Source organism: Lacinutrix sp. WUR7 (assembly GCF_016864015.1).
Classification (GTDB): Bacteria; Bacteroidota; Bacteroidia; order Flavobacteriales; family Flavobacteriaceae; genus Oceanihabitans.
This window is the reverse complement of record NZ_CP045067.1, coordinates 3,256,809-3,274,958: the sequence shown is the minus strand read 5'-3', so window position 1 is coordinate 3,274,958 and position 18,150 is coordinate 3,256,809. Positions and strand designations below refer to the sequence as shown.

The following is an 18,150-nucleotide window of genomic DNA, read 5'->3' as shown; positions in this document are numbered from 1 at the left end:
TTATTTTTTAATTAATCCTAAGTCCACAAGACGTTCATGTAAAAATTCACCTGCAGTAATATCTTCATATTGTTTTGGGTTATTTTCATCAATACAACTTTCTAATACATCTAATTTCATATCACTTATTGGGTGCATGAAAAAAGGCATCGAATAACGAGAAGTTCCCCAAAGTTCTCTTGGCGGATTTATAACTCTGTGTATTGTAGATTTTAGTTTGTTGTTGGTATGACGAGAAAGCATGTCACCAACATTTATCATTAGTTCATCTGGTTCTGCAATGGCATCAATCCATTCTCCATCATGCTTTTGCACTTGTAAACCTCTTCCTTGCGCTCCCATTAAAAGCGTAATTAAATTAATGTCTCCATGTGCTGCAGCACGAACTGCATTTTTTGGTTCATTAATAATAGGAGGATAGTGTATTGGTCTTAAAATAGAATTACCATTATGTATGTATTGATCAAAATATGTTTCTTCAAGATCTAGATATAAAGCTAAAGCACGTAAAACATATTTAGCCGTTTTTTCAAGCATTCTATACGTTTCCTTACCGGTTGTATTAAATGCTGGAAACTCTTTAACTTCTACATTCTTTGGGTATTCTGCTTCTAATTCTGGATTGTTTTCTACCCATTGTCCGAAATGCCAAAACTCTTTTAAATCCCCTTCTTTTTTACCTTTAGCACTTTCTTTACCAAAAGAAATATACCCACGTTGTCCACCAATTCCTGGTACTTCATAACTACGTTTGGTTTCTACCGGAAGGTCAAAGAAATTCTTTACTTCTCCATATAAATTATCTACTAAAGTATCGTCTAAAAAATGCCCTTTAAGCGCAACAAAACCTATATCTTCATAAGCCTTACCAATTTCTTCTACAAATTTTTGCTTTTTTGCTGCATCGCCCGAAACAAAGTCCTTCAGGTTCACACTAGGTATTCTATCCATAATCGTTTTTTTATAAGTCGAATTACAAATGTAACGAAAATCTTCAGTAAAATTAAACTTAAAATATGCTTAGCTTAAAAATTTAGTTACATTTGATATATAAATATAAAGGTAATGGAAACGTTTTCTAAAGCTATGATTAACTACAATAAAGAAGGTTTAAAAAAAGAAACCTTAATCGATTTATACAAGAGTATGCTTAAACCTCGATTAATAGAGGAAAAGATGCTTATTTTATTACGACAAGGGAAAATCTCCAAATGGTTTTCTGGTATTGGTCAAGAAGCTATTTCTGTAGGGGTTACAAAAGCCATGTTAGCAGAAGAGTATATTTTACCAATGCACAGGAATCTAGGTGTTTTTACCTCTCGTGAAATCCCATTATACCGACTTTTTAGTCAGTGGCAAGGGAAAGCTAGTGGATTTACTAAAGGGAGAGATAGAAGTTTTCACTTTGGAACGCAAGAATACAAGATTGTTGGTATGATCTCGCATCTTGGACCGCAATTAGGGGTTGCAGATGGTATTGCATTAGCAAGCAAGTTGAAAAATAAAAATCAAGTAACTGCTGTTTTTACTGGTGAAGGCGGAACTAGTGAAGGGGATTTTCATGAAGCTTTAAACGTAGCTTCGGTATGGCAATTACCCGTTTTATTCTGTATAGAAAATAATGGTTACGGATTATCGACGCCAACCAGTGAGCAATATAATTGTAAGGATTTAGCCGATCGCGCTTTGGGTTATGGCATGGAAAGTCATATTATTGACGGAAACAATATTCTAGAAGTGTATACTAAAGTGAGCGCTTTAGCGGAAGACATTCGTGAAAATCCACGTCCTGTTTTACTAGAATTTAAAACCTTTAGAATGCGAGGGCATGAGGAAGCTAGCGGAACAAAATACGTGCCTCAAGACTTATTAGATACTTGGGCGAAGAAGGATCCTTTAGAAAATTATCAAGAATTTTTAAAGAACGAAGGTATTCTTGACGAAGCTTTAGAGGTGAAGTTCAAAGAGGAAATAGTTCATGAAATTAATGAACATTTAGATTTAGCTTATGCGGAAGAAGCAATAATTGCATCTGAAAGTGAAGAGTTAAATGATGTGTATCAAAAAATAGTATATCAAGAAGTTACACCAAATAATGAAACGGAAGAACTGCGTTTAGTTGATGCTATTTCTGAAGGATTAAAACAAAGCATGGAGCGTCATGATGATTTAGTAATCATGGGACAAGACGTTGCAGAATATGGAGGTGTTTTTAAGATCACAGATGGTTTTGTAGCAGCCTTTGGAAAAGATAGAGTCCGTAATACGCCAATTTGTGAATCTGCAATTGTAGAAGCAGCAATGGGACTTTCTATTGCGGGAATTAAAAGTGTGGTAGAAATGCAGTTTGCAGATTTTGTTACTTCCGGATTTAATCCGGTAGTAAACTATTTAGCAAAATCACATTATAGATGGAACCAAAATGCAGATGTTGTGTTACGAATGCCTTGCGGAGCAGGAGTTGCTGCAGGACCTTTTCATAGCCAAACTAACGAAGCTTGGTTTACTAAAACACCAGGTTTAAAAGTAGTTTACCCAGCGTTTCCTTATGATGCCAAAGGACTTTTAGCGTCAGCAATTAACGATCCAAATCCGGTATTGTTCTTTGAGCACAAGGCTTTGTATAGAAGTATTCGTCAAGAAGTACCAACAGATTATTTCACATTACCACTTGGTAAAGCTTCCCTTTTACGAGAAGGAAACGAGGTTACTATAATCTCTTACGGAGCAGCTGTACATTGGGTTTTAAATACTTTAGATAAACATAGCAACATACAAGCAGATGTCATTGATTTACGTTCGTTACAACCTTTAGATACCGAAGCTATTTATGCTTCCGTAAAGAAAACAGGAAGAGCCATTATATTACAAGAAGATTCTCTTTTTGGAGGAATAGCCAGTGATATTTCGGCACTAATTATGGAAAACTGCTTCGAACAATTAGACGCTCCGGTAAAACGAGTTGCTAGTATGGAAACACCAATTCCGTTTATTAATCAATTGGAAGATCAGTATTTATCTCGAGATAAGTTTGAAGGGGAATTACTGAAGTTGTTGGCGTATTAGAAATGTAGCAAATTGGATTTCTAATGTTTAAAAAGATTATTTTAATTTTATTAATTTCTAATTGTTCTTTAATCTATGGGCAATACGAATGGACTTCTGGTGTCATAATTTTAAAAAACGGAGAAACAAAAGAAGGGCTGATTCAAATACCGATGACTGTTGCAAGTTTAATTTCATTTGGAAAGTCTAGAGTTGAATTCAAGAAAGATGAAGATCATAAAATCCAACTTTTTGATAAATCACAAGTAGATAAAATATATTTTGACGCATATGATGCTAATCATGGTCATTATGAATATGTCCCAATTAAAAAGAACAAGTTTAGATTATTCAAATTAATAGTTAATGGTAAAGCAAAGTTATACACCAGAACTATAGTTGTTGCAACAGATATAACCAATCATAGTGGTTTTGTTATAAGAACGGAGTATGAAGAAGAAAAGGAGTATTATATTTTAAGAGATGGAGAGTCTTCTCTCACTCCTTTAATCTCTCATTACTCCTTTTTGGAGTTTAAAGAAAAAACTATTAAATATTTTTCGGATTGCAAGGATATAGTTGAATATCTACGTAACGATATGTATGAAGAAAAGGATGTATTTGAATTAGTAAACGATTATAATCTTATTTGTGAGTAGTATATTCAATTCTTGTCATTTAGAAGCTTTATAAGGAATAACTACTGGTTATTGGGATAGTCATGTACAATATTGGGAACCTATAAAAGGAATTGCCAAACTAAGAGAGCTTAAAACAGATGATAATCTATTAATTATGGATTGTAATATGGATAATGGTCCTTTTGGAGCATCAGGAAGATTCGAGCGATACAAAAAACGAGCATTAACCTACAGTTTCTTATTAGATTTAGAAGGAATCGCAGAATAATATCCTTTAAAAACAAATATAGATATGGTCACTCTGAACTTGTTTCAGCATCTAGTTTAACATTAAAAAGAAAACCTATCCAGAAAGTTATTTGGATAGGTTTCCTTTTATAGACTATTTTGTTTCCGCTTCACTAATTATAAAAGGATATGCTTCCCGAATTTCTTTTATTTCTCTCGGCGTTAATTCACTTTCCGTTTTATGGAATTTGTTTTTACCGTACGTGCTTCGCAATTCATAATATGCTTTAGTAATTTCATCTTGCACTTTTACATAAAGCGCATAACTAGTGGTTCTATCGTTTTGAAGGGAAATTACAGCCTCTGTAGGTGTATCTGATGCATCGGCTAATTGTTTACCATTGCAATACAAACAAGTAGTTTCGCCATTATTATCAATAAAATCTTTAGTGATGTTTTTTATTTCCGGAAGGGTAACCAATGCATTATTGATTAAGATTTCATCATTTGCATTTAGTAGAATTCGCAATACATTACGTTCATTTAAATTTTTGTAACAATCTATATTTGGCGGACATTCCCTGGGTAATTTTCTGTTTATACCTTCGTCGGAAGCAATTGTTGTGGTTACTAAAAAGAAGATTAATAATAAAAATGCAATGTCTGCCATAGAACCTGCATTTACTGTTGGTGAAGATTTTGAGTATCTCATGCTAGTAAATATTTAAGATTAATAGATTGTACTATTCACAAAAACAATACCGAAATTCTTGTATAGAGCTAGAGTAAAGTCTTTACTTGCTCCTCTTTTTTATTAAAGAGAGGTAATTCCGTTTTTACGGAATCGGAGAGTTAGTGTAACAGATACTTTTCAAATTAAATGCTTTAACTCCTCTTTCTTCCAGTTTTCTATGGAAAACTAGAATTCATTCTCCTCTTAAAATAAGAGGAGAGCCACATGATTACAAAAAATATCAAAGAACCGGCTCCTCTCTTTTGTTAAAGGGAGGTAATTCCGTTTTTACGGAATCGGAGAGTTAGTGTAACAGATACTTTTCAAATTAATTGCTTTAACTCCTCTTTCTTCCAGTTTTCTATGGAAAACTAGAATTCATTCTCCTCTTAAAATAAGAGGAGAGCCACATGATTACAAAAAATATCAAAGAACCGGCTCCTCTCTTTTGTTAAAGGGAGGTAATTCCGTTTTTACGGAATCGGAGAGTTAGTGTAATAGATACTTTTCAAATTAATTGCTTTAACTCCTCTTTCTTCCAGTTTTCTATGGAAAACAAGAATTCATTCTCCTCTTAAAATAAGAGGAGAGCCATATGATTACAAAAAATATCAAAGAACCGGCTCCTCTCTTATGTTAAAGAGAGGTGGTTCCGTTCTTACGGAATCGGAGAGTTAGTGTAATAGATACTTTTCAAATTAATTGCTTTAACTCCTCTTTCTTCCAGTTTTCTATGGAAAACTAGAATTCATTCTCTTCTTAAAAATAAAGAGGAGAGCCACTTATTTTGTAAGATTACATACAGAACACAAAAAAAACCAGTTAACATATATTGCTAACTGGCTTTTTAAAGAGTGACTAATTCTTTTAATGTGCGAACCTACTTGTTCCTTTCCAAAGGGTAGTGTTAGAATTACAAAAACGAATAACATGTCTATTTATAAGGTTTTGTTCTTCTACAATACCACTTACTTTTTTAGATAATTTTGCTAATGTTCTCATAATTCTGGTGGTTTTTTGATGATGATTGATTAATTGATTGATGAATTGCTGTTTCTAAGGAAAACTTATCTGAAACGTCTTTTGCTGTTCCAAGTATGACTTTTCGTGTTGTTTAATGTTCCTGATAATTGATTGTTGTCTAGCGTTCTCATAATAATTGGTTTTTTGATGGATGATTTTATTGATTGATGAATTGCAGTTTTTAAGTACTATTTATCTGAAACGTCTTTTGCTATTCCAAGCATGACTTTTCGTATTGTTTAAAGTTCCTGATAATTGATTGTTGTCTAGCGTTCTCATAATAATTGGTTTTTTGATGGATGATTTTATTGATTGATGAATTGCAGTTTTTAAGTACTATTTATCTGAAACGTCTTTTGCTATTCCAAGCATGACTTTTCGTATTGTTTAAAGTTCCTGATAATTGATTGTTGTTTAGAGTTCTCATGATTATAGTTTTTTTGATTGTTATACCTAATAGACGACAGAGTTTTAAAATTGTTACAGTACTATGCATTACATAATAGTAATTTAACATATTTTAACAAAAAAATGGTCGTTTTAAACATTTTAAGCGAGTAGAAGTCCTGTTAAAAACATGTGAAGTAGTTAAATAAATCAAAAAGAATCTATTTAAATAGGAAATTTGAAACTTAGGAACGATTTTTGAAAAAAGAGAATAGAATTATTCTAATATACTATGCGAATCCAATTTTTAGTTTTTTTATGTTTTTTCAGTTTGACACTACAAGCACAAATTGATAGTGAACAAAAATCTGTTGCTATTCCTGTTATAGAAAGCGAAGAAGGAGAAATACAAGAAGAGGTTAAAGAAGAAGGGAAACCAATAAATAACCAAGGATTTATTATTCCTAAAGAGGATAATATAAATGGATTAACAGTTCCTAAACAAAATCAGCCTACAGATTTACCAAAAAAAGAGTTCTCTATGTTTAATAAAGAAGAATTTGGTGATCCTGGTGAATTGTATGAAGATCGCATTAATAAACATGCAAAATATACCGATTTAAGAAAGGAACAGCAATATCGAGGGAATACCACCACACAATTTTTTGGAGATCATAGAACAACGTCCAAAAACATAAATATAGTGTATAGAGATTATGGTGCTTTTGATGGCGATCATATCCGTGTTTTTATAAATGGGGATGTGGTAAAAACATCTGTCTTATTAACTCCTGACTACAGTGGTTTTAAATTTAATTTAGTTCCAGGAATAAATAAAATTGACTTTTTTGCTTTAGATACAGGTCAGGTTTCTCCAAACACTGCAGAGTTTCAAATACTCGATGAATTTGGTGAAGTGATTTCTGGAAATCAATGGAATTTAGCCAAAGGAGTAAAAGCTACTATCATTATAATTAAAGAATAGATTAACTATTTTTCAAATTTCTTTCTAATTACCCTCTCTAAACTACAAAAAGATGTTATTTTTGCACATCGTTAAAAATTATGGGGAACGCTATTACAACTACAGAACAAGAAGAAAATAAAGCTGGAAAAGATCTTTACAGCTACCAAAGAGGTGCAATTAACAAAATCTTTAAAGCATTCGAGGATGCTCCAGAAGACTATCATTTGTTATATCAATTGCCTACTGGTGGAGGGAAAACGGTTATTTTTTCAGAAATTGTTAGACAATATTTAAAACATCACAAGAAGAAAGTTTTAGTGATGACGCACAGAATAGAATTGTGTAAGCAAACTTCAAGCATGCTTACTGGTTTTGGTGTAGAAAATAAAATTGTAAGTAGCAAAGCGAATCTAGACGATCAAGAACAATACGGTTGCTTTGTGGCAATGGTAGAAACGCTAAATAATAGATTACAAGAAGGGAAACTGGATATTTCAGATATCGGATTAGTAATTATTGATGAAGCACACTACAACTCTTTTACGAAGCTTTTTAAGTTTTTTGAAAAGTCCTTTATCTTAGGAGTTACTGCAACACCTTTAAGTTCGAATATTAAGCTTCCAATGAACGATAACTATAATGAGCTTATCGTTGGGGAAACTATTGAACACCTAATTCAAAATGAATTTTTAGCACAAGCGGAAGTATATTCCTATAATGTAGGATTAACATCCTTGATTGTTGGTGCTAATGGAGATTATACGGTAAAATCTTCGGAAGATTTATATACCAATACAGACATGCTTTCTAAGCTTATTCAAGCCTATGAAGAAAGATGTAAAGGAAAGAAAACACTAATCTTTAATAATGGTATTAATACATCGTTACACGTGTATGACACCTTTAAAAGAGCAGGTTACCCAGTTGCTCACTTAGATAATACCAATACTAAAAAAGAACGTAAAGCCATTTTAAAGTGGTTTCATGAAACGCCAGATGCGGTATTAACTTCTGTTAGTATCTTAACTACTGGTTTTGATGAACCAACGGTAGAAGCTATTATTTTAAATAGAGCGACAAAATCGTTAACACTATACTACCAAATGATTGGTAGAGGGTCTCGTATTTTAAAGAATAAATCTACTTTTCAAGTCATTGATTTAGGGAATAATTTACACCGTTTCGGACCTTGGGGAGCAGATTTAGATTGGCAACGTATATTTAGAACACCTAATTTCTATTTAGATGGTCTTGTAAATGATGAGGAGTTAGAAGAAGCTTTCAGATATGAAATGCCAGAAGAGCTTCGTGCAGAATTCGCTAATTCTAAAGATGTGTATTTCGATATCAAGAAAACATATATCGCATCTGTGACTAATGGAGAATCTTCTAAAGTAGTATTAGAACGTTCTATTATTCATCATGCTAAAATTTGTATTGAAAACTCCGAAGATGTTTATGACGCATTAGGTCTTGCAAAAATGTTAGGTGATGATATCGATTACAGAATTGGTAGATATACCAAGTGTATTAGTAAGAGTACCTACAACTTTGTAGATTGGTTAAAGAACGATTACAGATTAAAGCTTCGTGCATATTTACGTGATAATTTTGATACTGTTTTTGAAGAAATTCACGGGAGAAAACCAGAATAAATATAAAATAATACATTTGATTTAATTGTTTAAATGAAATGTTTTAAAAGTTTAAAAACCAACTGTTTAGTTGGTTTTTTTTTGTTTGAATTTCAAAGTAAATAAGACTGTTTTATTTGAATACTATAAGATGCTTCAACGAAGCTTGTCTGGAGCGCAGTTGAAAGGCTTCGTACGACAAATAGTTTCTAGTTACTGCTTAGTATTTTAAAAACTAGTTCTTTGGTGACAACTTCCTGCGAAGGCAGGAATCTTATACTATAATTAGATTGTTTATTTTGAAGGATAAAAGATACTTCGACTGCGCTCAGCATGACAGGTAGCTTGATTATGGAGGGTATAAGATGCTTCGTCGAAGCCTGTTTAAAGCGCAGTCGAAAGGCTTTGCATAATAAATAATCTCTAGTTACTGCTTAGTATTTTAAAAACCAGTTCTTTGGTGACAACTTCCTGCGAAGGCAGGAATCTTATACTATAATTAGATTGTTTATTTTGAAGGATAAAAGATGCTTCGACTGCACTCAGCATGACAGGTAGCTTGATTATGTAGGATATAAGATGCTCCAACGAAGCCTGTTTGGAGCGCAGTCGAAAGGCTTTGCATAATAAATAATCTCTAGTTATTGCTTAGTATTTTAAAAACCAATTCTTTAGTGAGTTTTTCATTACCTGCTTTCTTTCGCAATTCATCAAACGTAAATACAAAATCACAACCAGATTTATAAGCAGAACAACCATAGGCAGATTTTCCTTTTATGACGGTTCCTTGTTTACATTTCGGACAAGTAAGTGTATCTGGAATTGCAGCTTTAGCAGTCTTTTTTGGTTCTAATACCAAATGGAAATTTTCATTAAAACGTACTAAACCTTCCACGGTTCCGCTATCGGTTTTAAAACCTTTTAAATTTACTGTAGATCCTTTTTGAAATAACCGAACATATTGTTTTTCGGAAATCGTTTTACCTTCAAACTTAAACGGGATTACAAAATCGCAAGTCTTCTTAAATTCGGAACAGCCATACGCCGATTTCCCTTTAATAATGCTCCCGGTTTTACATTTCGGACATTTCTCAGAAGTTAATCCAGAGGCCTTTTTTACCATTTTTTTCTTCGCTACAGCGCCTGCAGGTTTATTATTCACCGAAGATATATTGGCTTTCTTTGTTTCACTTCGAACTTCGTACACCAAACGATCTACCATTTGCTTCATCTGTTTGATAAAACTCCCAGCACTATAGGTTCCTTTTTCAATATCTTTTAACTGTTTTTCCCATTTTCCGGTAAGCTCGGCAGATTTCAGCATTTCATTTTGAATGGTATCAATCAGCTGAATCCCAGTTATTGTAGGAATCACTTGTTTTTTATTTCGTTTTATATATTTCCTTCTAAATAGCGTTTCAATAATATTTGCACGTGTAGAAGGACGACCAATACCATTCTCTTTCATAATCTCACGTAGCTCATCGTCATCTACTTGTTTTCCTGCGGTTTCCATAGCACGTAGGAGGGAAGCTTCCGTATATTGATTTGGTGGTTTGGTTTGTTTTTCTAAAAAAGAAGGCTCATGCGGTCCTTTTTCCCCTTTCACAAAAGTAGGCAGCATTCCTGTTTCTTTAGAAGAAGCATTAGGCGTTTCAAAAACAATTCGCCATCCTTTTTCTAGAATTTCTTTTCCTGTGGTTTTAAATTTTACTTTTTCCGCTTTACCAATTACTGTGGTATTGGATACTTTACAATCGGGATAAAACACAGCAATAAAACGACGGACAATAATGTCATACACTTGTTGCTGATTGTATTGCAAGTTCATTTGCTGTCCCGTTGGAATAATAGCGTGGTGATCGGTAACTTTACTATCGTCAAAAACCTTTTTCGTTTTCTTTAATTTTTTACCATGAAGCGGTTCTGTTAAAGCAGCATATTTTGTTAAATGTTTTAATATCCCTGGTACTTTTGGGTACACATCATTTGGTAAAAAGGTAGTATCAACTCTAGGATAGGTTACTACTTTTTGTTCGTATAGTTTCTGAACAATCTTTAAAGTCTCGTCTGCACTAAATCCGAATTTCGTATTACAATATACCTGTAAACCCGTTAAATCGAATAGTTTTGGTGCATATTCATTCCCCGCTTTTTTAGTCGTAGAAACAATTTCAAAATCATGTTCCTTAACAATCGACGCTAATTTTTCTCCGTCTTCCACTTTAAGAAAACGACCTTCTTCATAACTAAACAACGTATCGCGATACATGGTTTGCAATTCCCAGTAGGGTTGTGGTTTAAAGTTTTCAATTTCTTTAAAACGATTCACCAACATAGCAAGCGTGGGTGTTTGCACTCTTCCAACAGATAGTACTTGCTTGTAACCACCATGTTTTACAGTGTACAAACGGGTTGCATTCATACCTAAAAGCCAATCGCCAATAGCACGAGAAAATCCGGCGTAGTATAAATTATCGTAATCTTCAGATGGCTTCAGGTTATTAAAACCTTCTTTTATTGCTTCGGTAGTTAAAGAGGAAATCCATAGTCTTTCTACTTTTCCTTTATAACCCGCTTGGTTTAAAACCCAACGTTGTATAAGTTCTCCTTCTTGTCCTGCATCCCCACAGTTTATAACCACATCTGCTTTATCAAATAAACTCTTTACAATTTTAAACTGCTTTTTTATACCAGCATCTTTAGAAACCTTTGTTTCAAAACGCTCTGGAAGCATGGGAAGATTGTTTAAATCCCAACTTTTCCAATACGGTTTGTAATCGTTAGGTTCTTTTAATGTGCAAAGGTGTCCGAAAGTATATGTTACTGCATAGCCATTACCTTCATAGTAACCATCACGCTTCGTGTTTGCTCCTAAAACAGCAGCAATTTCTCTAGCAACACTAGGTTTTTCGGCAATACAGACTTTCATTTGGTATTATTAATTTTTTATTAAATGACAGATGTTACATTCATATAAACAGTTCATTAAACTATTATGTAATTAAGTATGAATGGTTCATGAGGTATTATTAATTGCTTTTTGGAGGACATAAGTTCCCTTTTTTTTAACCGTTTATTAAACGATAATAATTCAGTAGGAAGGCTTCCGTTAAAAATATTTTCAGACTTGCAAAATACATAAATTTAGGTTCTATGTAAAATGAAAAGCTGCATCAATTTCATGGAGTTATAAACAATATGATATCGTTTAAAAAGTAGTATTATTTCCATATTAATGCTATAATAATTTCATCGAATAATTTATTGTAGCTATATTTCGTACTTATTGAATTTCACATTATTCATCGTTTTTCATGCAACACAAAGAAGCTATTTTAGCCAGTTACCAACGTATTTCCCCATATATACATAAAACTCTAGTGTTTACTTCGGAAGGGATTAATGCTATTTGTGGTGCTGAATTATTTTTCAAATGTGAAAACTTTCAGAAAATGGGCGCTTTTAAAATGCGTGGTGCAACCAATGCTATTCTGCAGTTAACCGAAGCACAAAGAAGTAAAGGTGTGGTAACTCATTCTTCTGGAAACTTTGCCCAAGCATTATCTTTAGCAGCAAAAAGTTTAGGTGTTCCTGCATATATTGTGATGCCTGAAAATGCGCCTCAAGTAAAAAAAGATGCGGTTATAAGTTATCACGGACAAATTACAATATGTGAAGCTACTATAGAAGCACGAGAAAGTACTTTTGCTAAAATCGCTAAAGAAACAGGAGCTGCTTTTGTGCATCCTTCTAATGATATAGACGTGATTCATGGAAATGCGACTGCATGTTTAGAATTATTAGAAGAACATCCTCATTTAGAAATGGTAATTGCGCCAGTTGGTGGAGGAGGATTACTGGCAGGAACTGCTTTAGCCACACATTATTTTGGAAAGAATTGCATTGCAATTGGAGGAGAACCTACTGCTGTCAATGATGCGTATCGCTCTTTAAAAAGTGGAAAAATAGAAACCAATAGTAGCACAAATACGATTGCAGATGGTTTAAGAACAAATTTAGGAAATATAAATTTTCCAATTTTACAGAAACATGTAGATCAGATTATTTGTGTGGAAGAACAGGATATTTTGGAAGCCATGCAGCTCATTTATCAACGACTAAAAATAGTGGTAGAACCTTCTAGTGCTGTGGCTTTAGCAGTGGTTTTAAAGAATAAAAAAAGCTTTGAAAATAAATCGGTTGGGATAGTACTTTCTGGAGGAAATGTAGATTTGCAAAAACTACCTTTTTAAAAATAATTACATAAACATCCATAAAAGTAAGCCGTTATTTTTGCTTACAAGTAAGGAAATCAATATCTTTGGGACTTAATAACTAGTAAAAAAAATATTTTAGGTAAATTAATGGCAAAATCACAACAAACATTTAACAAAAGCGAGAAGGAAAAGAAACGTTTAAAGAAACGTGAAGATAAGCGTAAGAAGATGGAAGCTCGTAAGGCGGACAGAGACGAAAATGGATCAGAAGGAATTCAGTTCGCATACGTAGATCATAACGGAAATTTAACAGATACTCCTCCAGACCCTGCTTTAAAAGTTAAAGTAAAAGCTGCCAATATAGAAGTAAGTATTCCTAAAACTTTAGAAGGAGATAAAGAAGCATTTGATCCAGTTAGATCTGGTAATGTATCCTTTTTTGATACCTCTAAAGGTTTCGGGTTTATTATTGATTCTGAAAACAACGAAAAATACTTTTGCCATGTTAGTGGTTTAATAGACCAAATAACAGAAGGTAATAGAGTTTCTTTTGAACTTGAAAAAGGACAACGTGGTATGAATGCAGTGAAAGTAAAAATACTTAAGTAATTTTATTTTAAACCATATTTAAAAAAGCTCCTTATATAAAATAAGGAGCTTTTTTAGTTGGATTATTTTGAGATACCTTCAAGGTATTCTTTTAAAGAATAGAGGAGTAGTGGTACTTTTATTTAAGGGTGCCAATTGCGGAGCTTAATTCGAATAACTCTAAATCGAAATAAGGAACAGCAGCTAAACTATGATCAAAGATATCTGACATGATATATTCGTAGTTTGCCCAACGTTTATCGCTACTAAACGCATAAATTTCAAGAGGAAGACCTTGCGAAGTTGGTGCTAATTGTCGCGTCATGATAGTCATATCTTTATTGATAGCCGAATGACTTTCAATATACGATTGTATATATTTTCTAAAAACACCCAAATTCGTAAGGTTACGACCATTAATTAATACCGATTTATCGATATTGTGATCTCCATTATAGGTGTCAATATCTTTTTTTCTGTCCTTCAGATAATCTGTTATAAGTCCGATTTTTTGCAGTTTTTCAACATCTTCATCCGTTAAGTAATGCACACTGGTCGCTTTTAAAAGAATCGATCTTTTAATTCGTCTTCCTCCAGAATCACTCATTCCTCGCCAGTTTTTAAACGAATCGGAAATAAGTGCATAGGTTGGAATTGTGGTAATGGTCATATCAAAGTTCTGCACTTTTACTGTAGAAAGATTAATTTCTATCACATCACCATCTGCTCCATATTTCTCGAAGGTAATCCAATCTCCAATACGTACCATATCGTTAATAGATACTTGAATACTCGCTACAAAACCAAGAATAGTATCTTTAAAAACCAAAATAATAATAGCAGAAGCAGCACCAATAGTGGTTACAAATTTCCAAAAAGAAATACCAGAAATAATGGCAAAAATGGAGAAAAGGCCAACCATCCAAGCAAAAATCATAATCACTTGAATATAACTATCAATAGGTTTGTCTTTAAAACGAGGAAGGGTTTTAAGATAATCTTTCACCGATTGTAAAATACTACGAGCAATCCAAAGCGTTAGAACAATTCCGAAGACTTGCAGTGATTTTTCAATGATATTTTCTAAATAAGAAAAATCTGTAAATACAATAGGAATAAACTCTAAAGCAATAATAAGCGGAATAATATGTGCAATATTACGAGGTACTTTATTTTTAATAAGGATATTATCAAATTTCGATTTTGTCTTTACAGCAAAGATATTAAAGGCATTAATGAGTATCTTTTTAATGATAAAGTCAATAATAAAAGCGACAAGAAGCAATGTTATAAATAAACCAAGCATATTTAGGTACTTGGCTGTACTTTGCGATAAACCAAATTCGATGAAGTAATCGTAAAGTATATGCTTAATAGATAATTGAGAATTCATGTACTAAAATTTAACTACAAAAATACTTTATGTTTTGCGACTATACGAGAGATTAATTTTTTATTAACGTTTATTAGTATAGTAAATAAAAGCACCGGTTTTAAAAGGAAATTTTAGTCTACAAAAGGAGAGGAGTAATTACTTATAATAAATGATATACTACCATACCATAGCCGAAAATACGTACCATTCTTAGCGAACCATATAGGATCACTTTTTTGAAAGGGAATTTTATTATTCCGGCAGTCATACAAGATACCGCAAAAGGAACTGGTAATAATGCGCCAATAATAATTAGAAATCCGCCCCATTTTTTTGAGTTTTCAAGCTGTTTTTTCATTTTCACTTCTAAATAGCGATGAAAGGAACGATTTTTAGTAAATAAGTGTCCTAAGCCATATGCCAATAAACCACCAAAATAGGATAAGATAGATAATACGCATAGAAATAGCCAGGGTGATTTTAATTTTCCTGCCCAAGCAATAAACATCTCAGGAGGTACAAGTCCAAGGATGGTTTCGGATATAAAAAAGAAACCTAATACGCCGTAAATAGGTAATATTTGCGTGAAGTATACCAAGGAAGCGTTGATATCTATAAATTGATTTATAACTACAATAGCTGCGATTAAAACAATCACAATAGGGATCGCTTTTCTAAGTGCTTTTAAAATAAAACTATAAAATCCGGTGTATATATAGTATTGATGTAATAATTGCAGACGCGATTTGTCTACTTTAGAGCGGGTTCTAGTAGGTTTCATTAGGTTAAGATTTAAGTACTATTGGGGATTGCAAGATACAATTATTTTACATAAATCGGATTAAAAGCAGAATAAAACGATTAAAAACATACTTTTTTAACTTATGATTTGTTGTTTTAGCGGAATTTCTTACGATTTATTCGTTTTTTGGTAGTTGGATTTTGTTATGGGATGAATCAGATTGTAGTTTGTAATAATTTATCCTTGAAGAATTTTGTAAAAACCAGTTTATGTAGAAAGATATAAAAGTAATATCTGGAAAATCTAATTTATACATTTAAGCATAGAAGTGTTAATTATGATTTGATTTAATGAAGAACTAGGATATGCATTCATAAATTCTTTTTTACAACTTAATTACATACTATTGATAATACAGATTACGTATCTGTGTTTGTAATACAATCTGGAACTAGAGGTATTGTTTAAATTTATATTTTACATACTATTAAAAATATAGATTGCGTATCTATGTTTTTGATACAAATAGATGGTAGAGTATGAATCAATAAATTCTATTTTACATAATATTAATTATAGTACATTTTACAACAATTAGCGAAATAGCGCTTTTGGGCGATATTTGACATAATTACAGATATAACGCCTTTAGACTTATATCGATAGTAATTATGTCAAGCTAATTGTGGCTTCGTTATAATAATTTAGATGTGTAACTATAATTCTATATTATGTAAAATATCCCAGAATGTTCTGTTTTCATAATAAACGTTTGTACTTGGGTTTAGAAACATTCTTTTTTTACATTTCTTATAAATTGAATATTCTGTACAATTGTTCAAGTTTTTTCAAATAAGCCATTCTCAAGAAACATTGTAACTAGTAAAATGAACTATAATTAGTCGTTATGTAAAATTGCCGCATGCCAATGCGCTCGATTGCTTTTTAAAAATTTAAATGTTTCAATAACATTTATTTTTAAACACAATTTACCACCGCTTGCCAACGCCAAAAAAAAGCTAGTTTTTAAATGTTATCATAATTCTCGTAATTTGGTATTTATAGGTAATATTTTTTTTTACGCGATTCTCGTGGATTGCCATAAGAGCTTAAATTTTATGAAATCGACTTTTTAGGAGATTCACGAACACATTTGAAGTTTCTGCAAATAATTAAATATGTGAGTAATGATAAAATTCTAAGCACTTATTCTATTCTCGTTACTATTTAAACTTTTTTAAACAAGCTTATAGTTATTATGTAAAATAGAACTAGTAATTGTATTTTATAAATTGATACTCAATCAATTTCCAAAATAGTATGTAAAATAGAATTTCAAGTTCTGAACTTTTTAAGTTTTGATTAATTCTTTTTTTCTTGATAAAAAAAGAAACAAAAAAATCAAGACTGTATAAACTTTTGGAAACAATTACGGCTCGTTACGCTATATTTTAGACTATTTAACGTTAAGAAAATGTACCCAAAGTACATTTTTAGTTAAATACTATTTGAAACTAGATTTTAGTAAATTGTTGTATACTGTTTCAATCATCCACAGGATAATTAAAACCGTATAGCCTAAAATATTACGCTCCACGCTCCTATTGTTTTACCAAAATTTTATGAGGTCTTTTTGCTAACGCTACATCTGGGTAAAAGCGCACTACTCCTATTCAACATTAAAACTTAATTAGTGTGTTTTGTTACGCACACAAGTAACAGCAAAGTTATGTTTTTCGGTTCGTGAAATGCAAGGTTAATAAACTAAAGCTATTTAGTCAACTCATTATCCAACGCGCCTTAAAAACCGCTTTAGCCCTTGCTTGCATTTGACTCATTTAAAACATGGGAACTGGCTTTCCTTGGCGCTATTGCTAAAGTTTAACTTAAATTCTTTCATTATGGATGTTCTATGTTATCTTTTTTATTTCAGACTTAAGCCATTTTCTCGTAGTTATTTGTTTTTAGCTGTAAATTCTAAGTGTAAATTCTAAGTGTAAGTTTAAAATAGTTTATATGCCTATGGCTAAACTTTATTTACACGCTGTTTGGTTCTTTTGGCTAGAGGTTGGTATTACAAACCTTCCTCCTCCAACTAAATAGGAGGTTTTTTTTGCTTTCAAAATTACTAACGTAGTTTTTCTATTTGATTTGATATTGTGTATATTTCTAATTCATCTAAACCTTTAGAAAATATTTTAATCTCCCAATTAGATAAACTAGGTATCAAACTGACTACGTTATTTATAAAGATATTACTATTTGATTGTAATAAATCTTTTGATGGAATTAAATATAAAACTCTCGCTTCGTTCTCAACTAAAAGGACTAAACCAATTAAAAGATCATCATTTAATTCTCCTAAATCTTGCTTTGAAATTTTAATACTTCGTTCTGTATCAGCATCAAAAGTTTTAAAAAATAAATTATAAGATTTATCATCAATAGACTTGATAATAAAATCAACTCCTTCTCTCCCACTTTTTGTCTGAGAAACTTCAAATTGAGTTTTAGTAAGTTCAAACTTCATAAACTCTAATGCTATTTCAGTAACAGTATCCATGTAT

General features: G+C 32.1%; 14 protein-coding genes. 7 read left to right on the top strand and 7 right to left on the bottom strand.

Features of this window, described 5'->3' with window-relative positions; all coding sequences use genetic code 11:
• Positions 1–951 (bottom strand): isopenicillin N synthase family oxygenase, encoded by a 951-nt coding sequence (locus tag FG167_RS14360; RefSeq protein ID WP_203458917.1) that lies wholly within the window; start codon positions 949–951, stop codon positions 1–3.
• Between the two features lie 114 nt (positions 952–1,065).
• On the opposite strand from FG167_RS14360, the gene FG167_RS14355 reads away from it, so the two are divergent.
• From FG167_RS14355 to FG167_RS14345, 3 genes are read left to right on the top strand one after another with little or no spacing between them, the layout of a single operon-like run.
• Positions 1,066–3,066: a thiamine pyrophosphate-dependent enzyme gene (locus FG167_RS14355; RefSeq protein WP_203458916.1), complete on the top strand. Its 2,001-nt coding sequence runs from the start codon at positions 1,066–1,068 to the stop codon at positions 3,064–3,066.
• A gap of 23 nt (positions 3,067–3,089) precedes the next feature.
• The gene (locus FG167_RS14350) at positions 3,090–3,704 is read left to right on the top strand and encodes a hypothetical protein (protein ID WP_203458915.1); all 615 of its coding nucleotides are present in this window, start codon (positions 3,090–3,092) and stop codon (positions 3,702–3,704) included.
• Between the two features lie 37 nt (positions 3,705–3,741).
• Positions 3,742–3,954 (top strand): prolyl oligopeptidase family serine peptidase, encoded by a 213-nt coding sequence (locus FG167_RS14345; RefSeq protein WP_203461126.1) that lies wholly within the window; start codon positions 3,742–3,744, stop codon positions 3,952–3,954.
• A 114-nt stretch (positions 3,955–4,068) separates the two neighbouring features.
• Here the strand turns inward: FG167_RS14345 and FG167_RS14340 are convergent, their stop codons facing one another.
• Both FG167_RS14340 and FG167_RS17475 read right to left on the bottom strand, forming a co-directional pair.
• Positions 4,069–4,626 (bottom strand): biopolymer transporter ExbD, encoded by a 558-nt coding sequence (locus FG167_RS14340; protein ID WP_203458914.1) that lies wholly within the window; start codon positions 4,624–4,626, stop codon positions 4,069–4,071.
• Between the two features lie 888 nt (positions 4,627–5,514).
• On the bottom strand, positions 5,515–5,649 hold the full coding sequence (locus FG167_RS17475; RefSeq protein WP_255564088.1) for a hypothetical protein: 135 nt from the start codon (positions 5,647–5,649) through the stop codon (positions 5,515–5,517).
• Between the two features lie 739 nt (positions 5,650–6,388).
• Here FG167_RS17475 and FG167_RS14335 point away from each other — a divergent pair.
• A complete protein-coding gene (locus FG167_RS14335; protein WP_203458913.1) occupies positions 6,389–7,042 on the top strand; it encodes a hypothetical protein in 654 nt (217 codons plus the stop codon).
• Positions 7,043–7,122: 80 nt separating this feature from the next.
• Positions 7,123–8,679 carry a DEAD/DEAH box helicase gene (locus FG167_RS14330; protein WP_203458912.1) on the top strand — a complete coding sequence of 519 codons (1,557 nt, stop codon included), beginning with the start codon at positions 7,123–7,125 and terminating at the stop codon, positions 8,677–8,679.
• 616 nt (positions 8,680–9,295) lie between these two features.
• On the opposite strand, the gene FG167_RS14325 is transcribed toward FG167_RS14330, so the two are convergent.
• Positions 9,296–11,590, bottom strand: coding sequence for a type IA DNA topoisomerase (locus FG167_RS14325; RefSeq protein ID WP_203458911.1), 2,295 nt, complete (start codon positions 11,588–11,590; stop codon positions 9,296–9,298).
• 385 nt (positions 11,591–11,975) lie between these two features.
• On the opposite strand from FG167_RS14325, the gene FG167_RS14320 reads away from it, so the two are divergent.
• A complete protein-coding gene (locus FG167_RS14320) occupies positions 11,976–12,914 on the top strand; it encodes a pyridoxal-phosphate dependent enzyme (RefSeq protein WP_203458910.1) in 939 nt (312 codons plus the stop codon).
• Between the two features lie 111 nt (positions 12,915–13,025).
• A complete protein-coding gene (locus FG167_RS14315; protein ID WP_055444914.1) occupies positions 13,026–13,487 on the top strand; it encodes a cold-shock protein in 462 nt (153 codons plus the stop codon).
• A gap of 118 nt (positions 13,488–13,605) precedes the next feature.
• Here FG167_RS14315 and FG167_RS14310 read toward each other — a convergent pair whose 3' ends face one another.
• The 3 genes from FG167_RS14310 to FG167_RS14300 all read right to left on the bottom strand — a co-directional run bounded on the left by FG167_RS14310 (position 13,606) and on the right by FG167_RS14300 (position 18,146).
• Positions 13,606–14,859 (bottom strand): mechanosensitive ion channel family protein, encoded by a 1,254-nt coding sequence (locus FG167_RS14310; protein WP_203458909.1) that lies wholly within the window; start codon positions 14,857–14,859, stop codon positions 13,606–13,608.
• 142 nt (positions 14,860–15,001) lie between these two features.
• Positions 15,002–15,622: a YqaA family protein gene (locus FG167_RS14305; protein ID WP_203458908.1), complete on the bottom strand. Its 621-nt coding sequence runs from the start codon at positions 15,620–15,622 to the stop codon at positions 15,002–15,004.
• Positions 15,623–17,711: 2,089 nt separating this feature from the next.
• Complete coding sequence (locus FG167_RS14300; RefSeq protein ID WP_203458907.1) at positions 17,712–18,146, bottom strand: hypothetical protein; 435 nt, start codon at positions 18,144–18,146, stop codon at positions 17,712–17,714.
• Between the last annotated feature and the right edge of the window lie 4 nt (positions 18,147–18,150).

Excerpts from the sequence above, each read along its gene's own strand:
- FG167_RS14360 (WP_203458917.1), bottom strand. The coding sequence starts at position 951 with ATGGATAGAATACCTAGTGTGAACCTGAAGGACTTTGTTTCGGGCGAT.
- FG167_RS14355 (WP_203458916.1), top strand. The coding sequence starts at position 1,066 with ATGGAAACGTTTTCTAAAGCTATGATTAACTACAATAAAGAAGGTTTA.
- FG167_RS14350 (WP_203458915.1), top strand. The coding sequence starts at position 3,090 with ATGTTTAAAAAGATTATTTTAATTTTATTAATTTCTAATTGTTCTTTA.
- FG167_RS14340 (WP_203458914.1), bottom strand. The coding sequence starts at position 4,626 with ATGAGATACTCAAAATCTTCACCAACAGTAAATGCAGGTTCTATGGCA.
- FG167_RS17475 (WP_255564088.1), bottom strand. The coding sequence starts at position 5,649 with ATGAGAACATTAGCAAAATTATCTAAAAAAGTAAGTGGTATTGTAGAA.
- FG167_RS14330 (WP_203458912.1), top strand. The coding sequence starts at position 7,123 with ATGGGGAACGCTATTACAACTACAGAACAAGAAGAAAATAAAGCTGGA.
- FG167_RS14325 (WP_203458911.1), bottom strand. The coding sequence starts at position 11,590 with ATGAAAGTCTGTATTGCCGAAAAACCTAGTGTTGCTAGAGAAATTGCT.
- FG167_RS14320 (WP_203458910.1), top strand. The coding sequence starts at position 11,976 with ATGCAACACAAAGAAGCTATTTTAGCCAGTTACCAACGTATTTCCCCA.
- FG167_RS14315 (WP_055444914.1), top strand. The coding sequence starts at position 13,026 with ATGGCAAAATCACAACAAACATTTAACAAAAGCGAGAAGGAAAAGAAA.
- FG167_RS14310 (WP_203458909.1), bottom strand. The coding sequence starts at position 14,859 with ATGAATTCTCAATTATCTATTAAGCATATACTTTACGATTACTTCATC.
- FG167_RS14305 (WP_203458908.1), bottom strand. The coding sequence starts at position 15,622 with ATGAAACCTACTAGAACCCGCTCTAAAGTAGACAAATCGCGTCTGCAA.
- FG167_RS14300 (WP_203458907.1), bottom strand. The coding sequence starts at position 18,146 with ATGGATACTGTTACTGAAATAGCATTAGAGTTTATGAAGTTTGAACTT.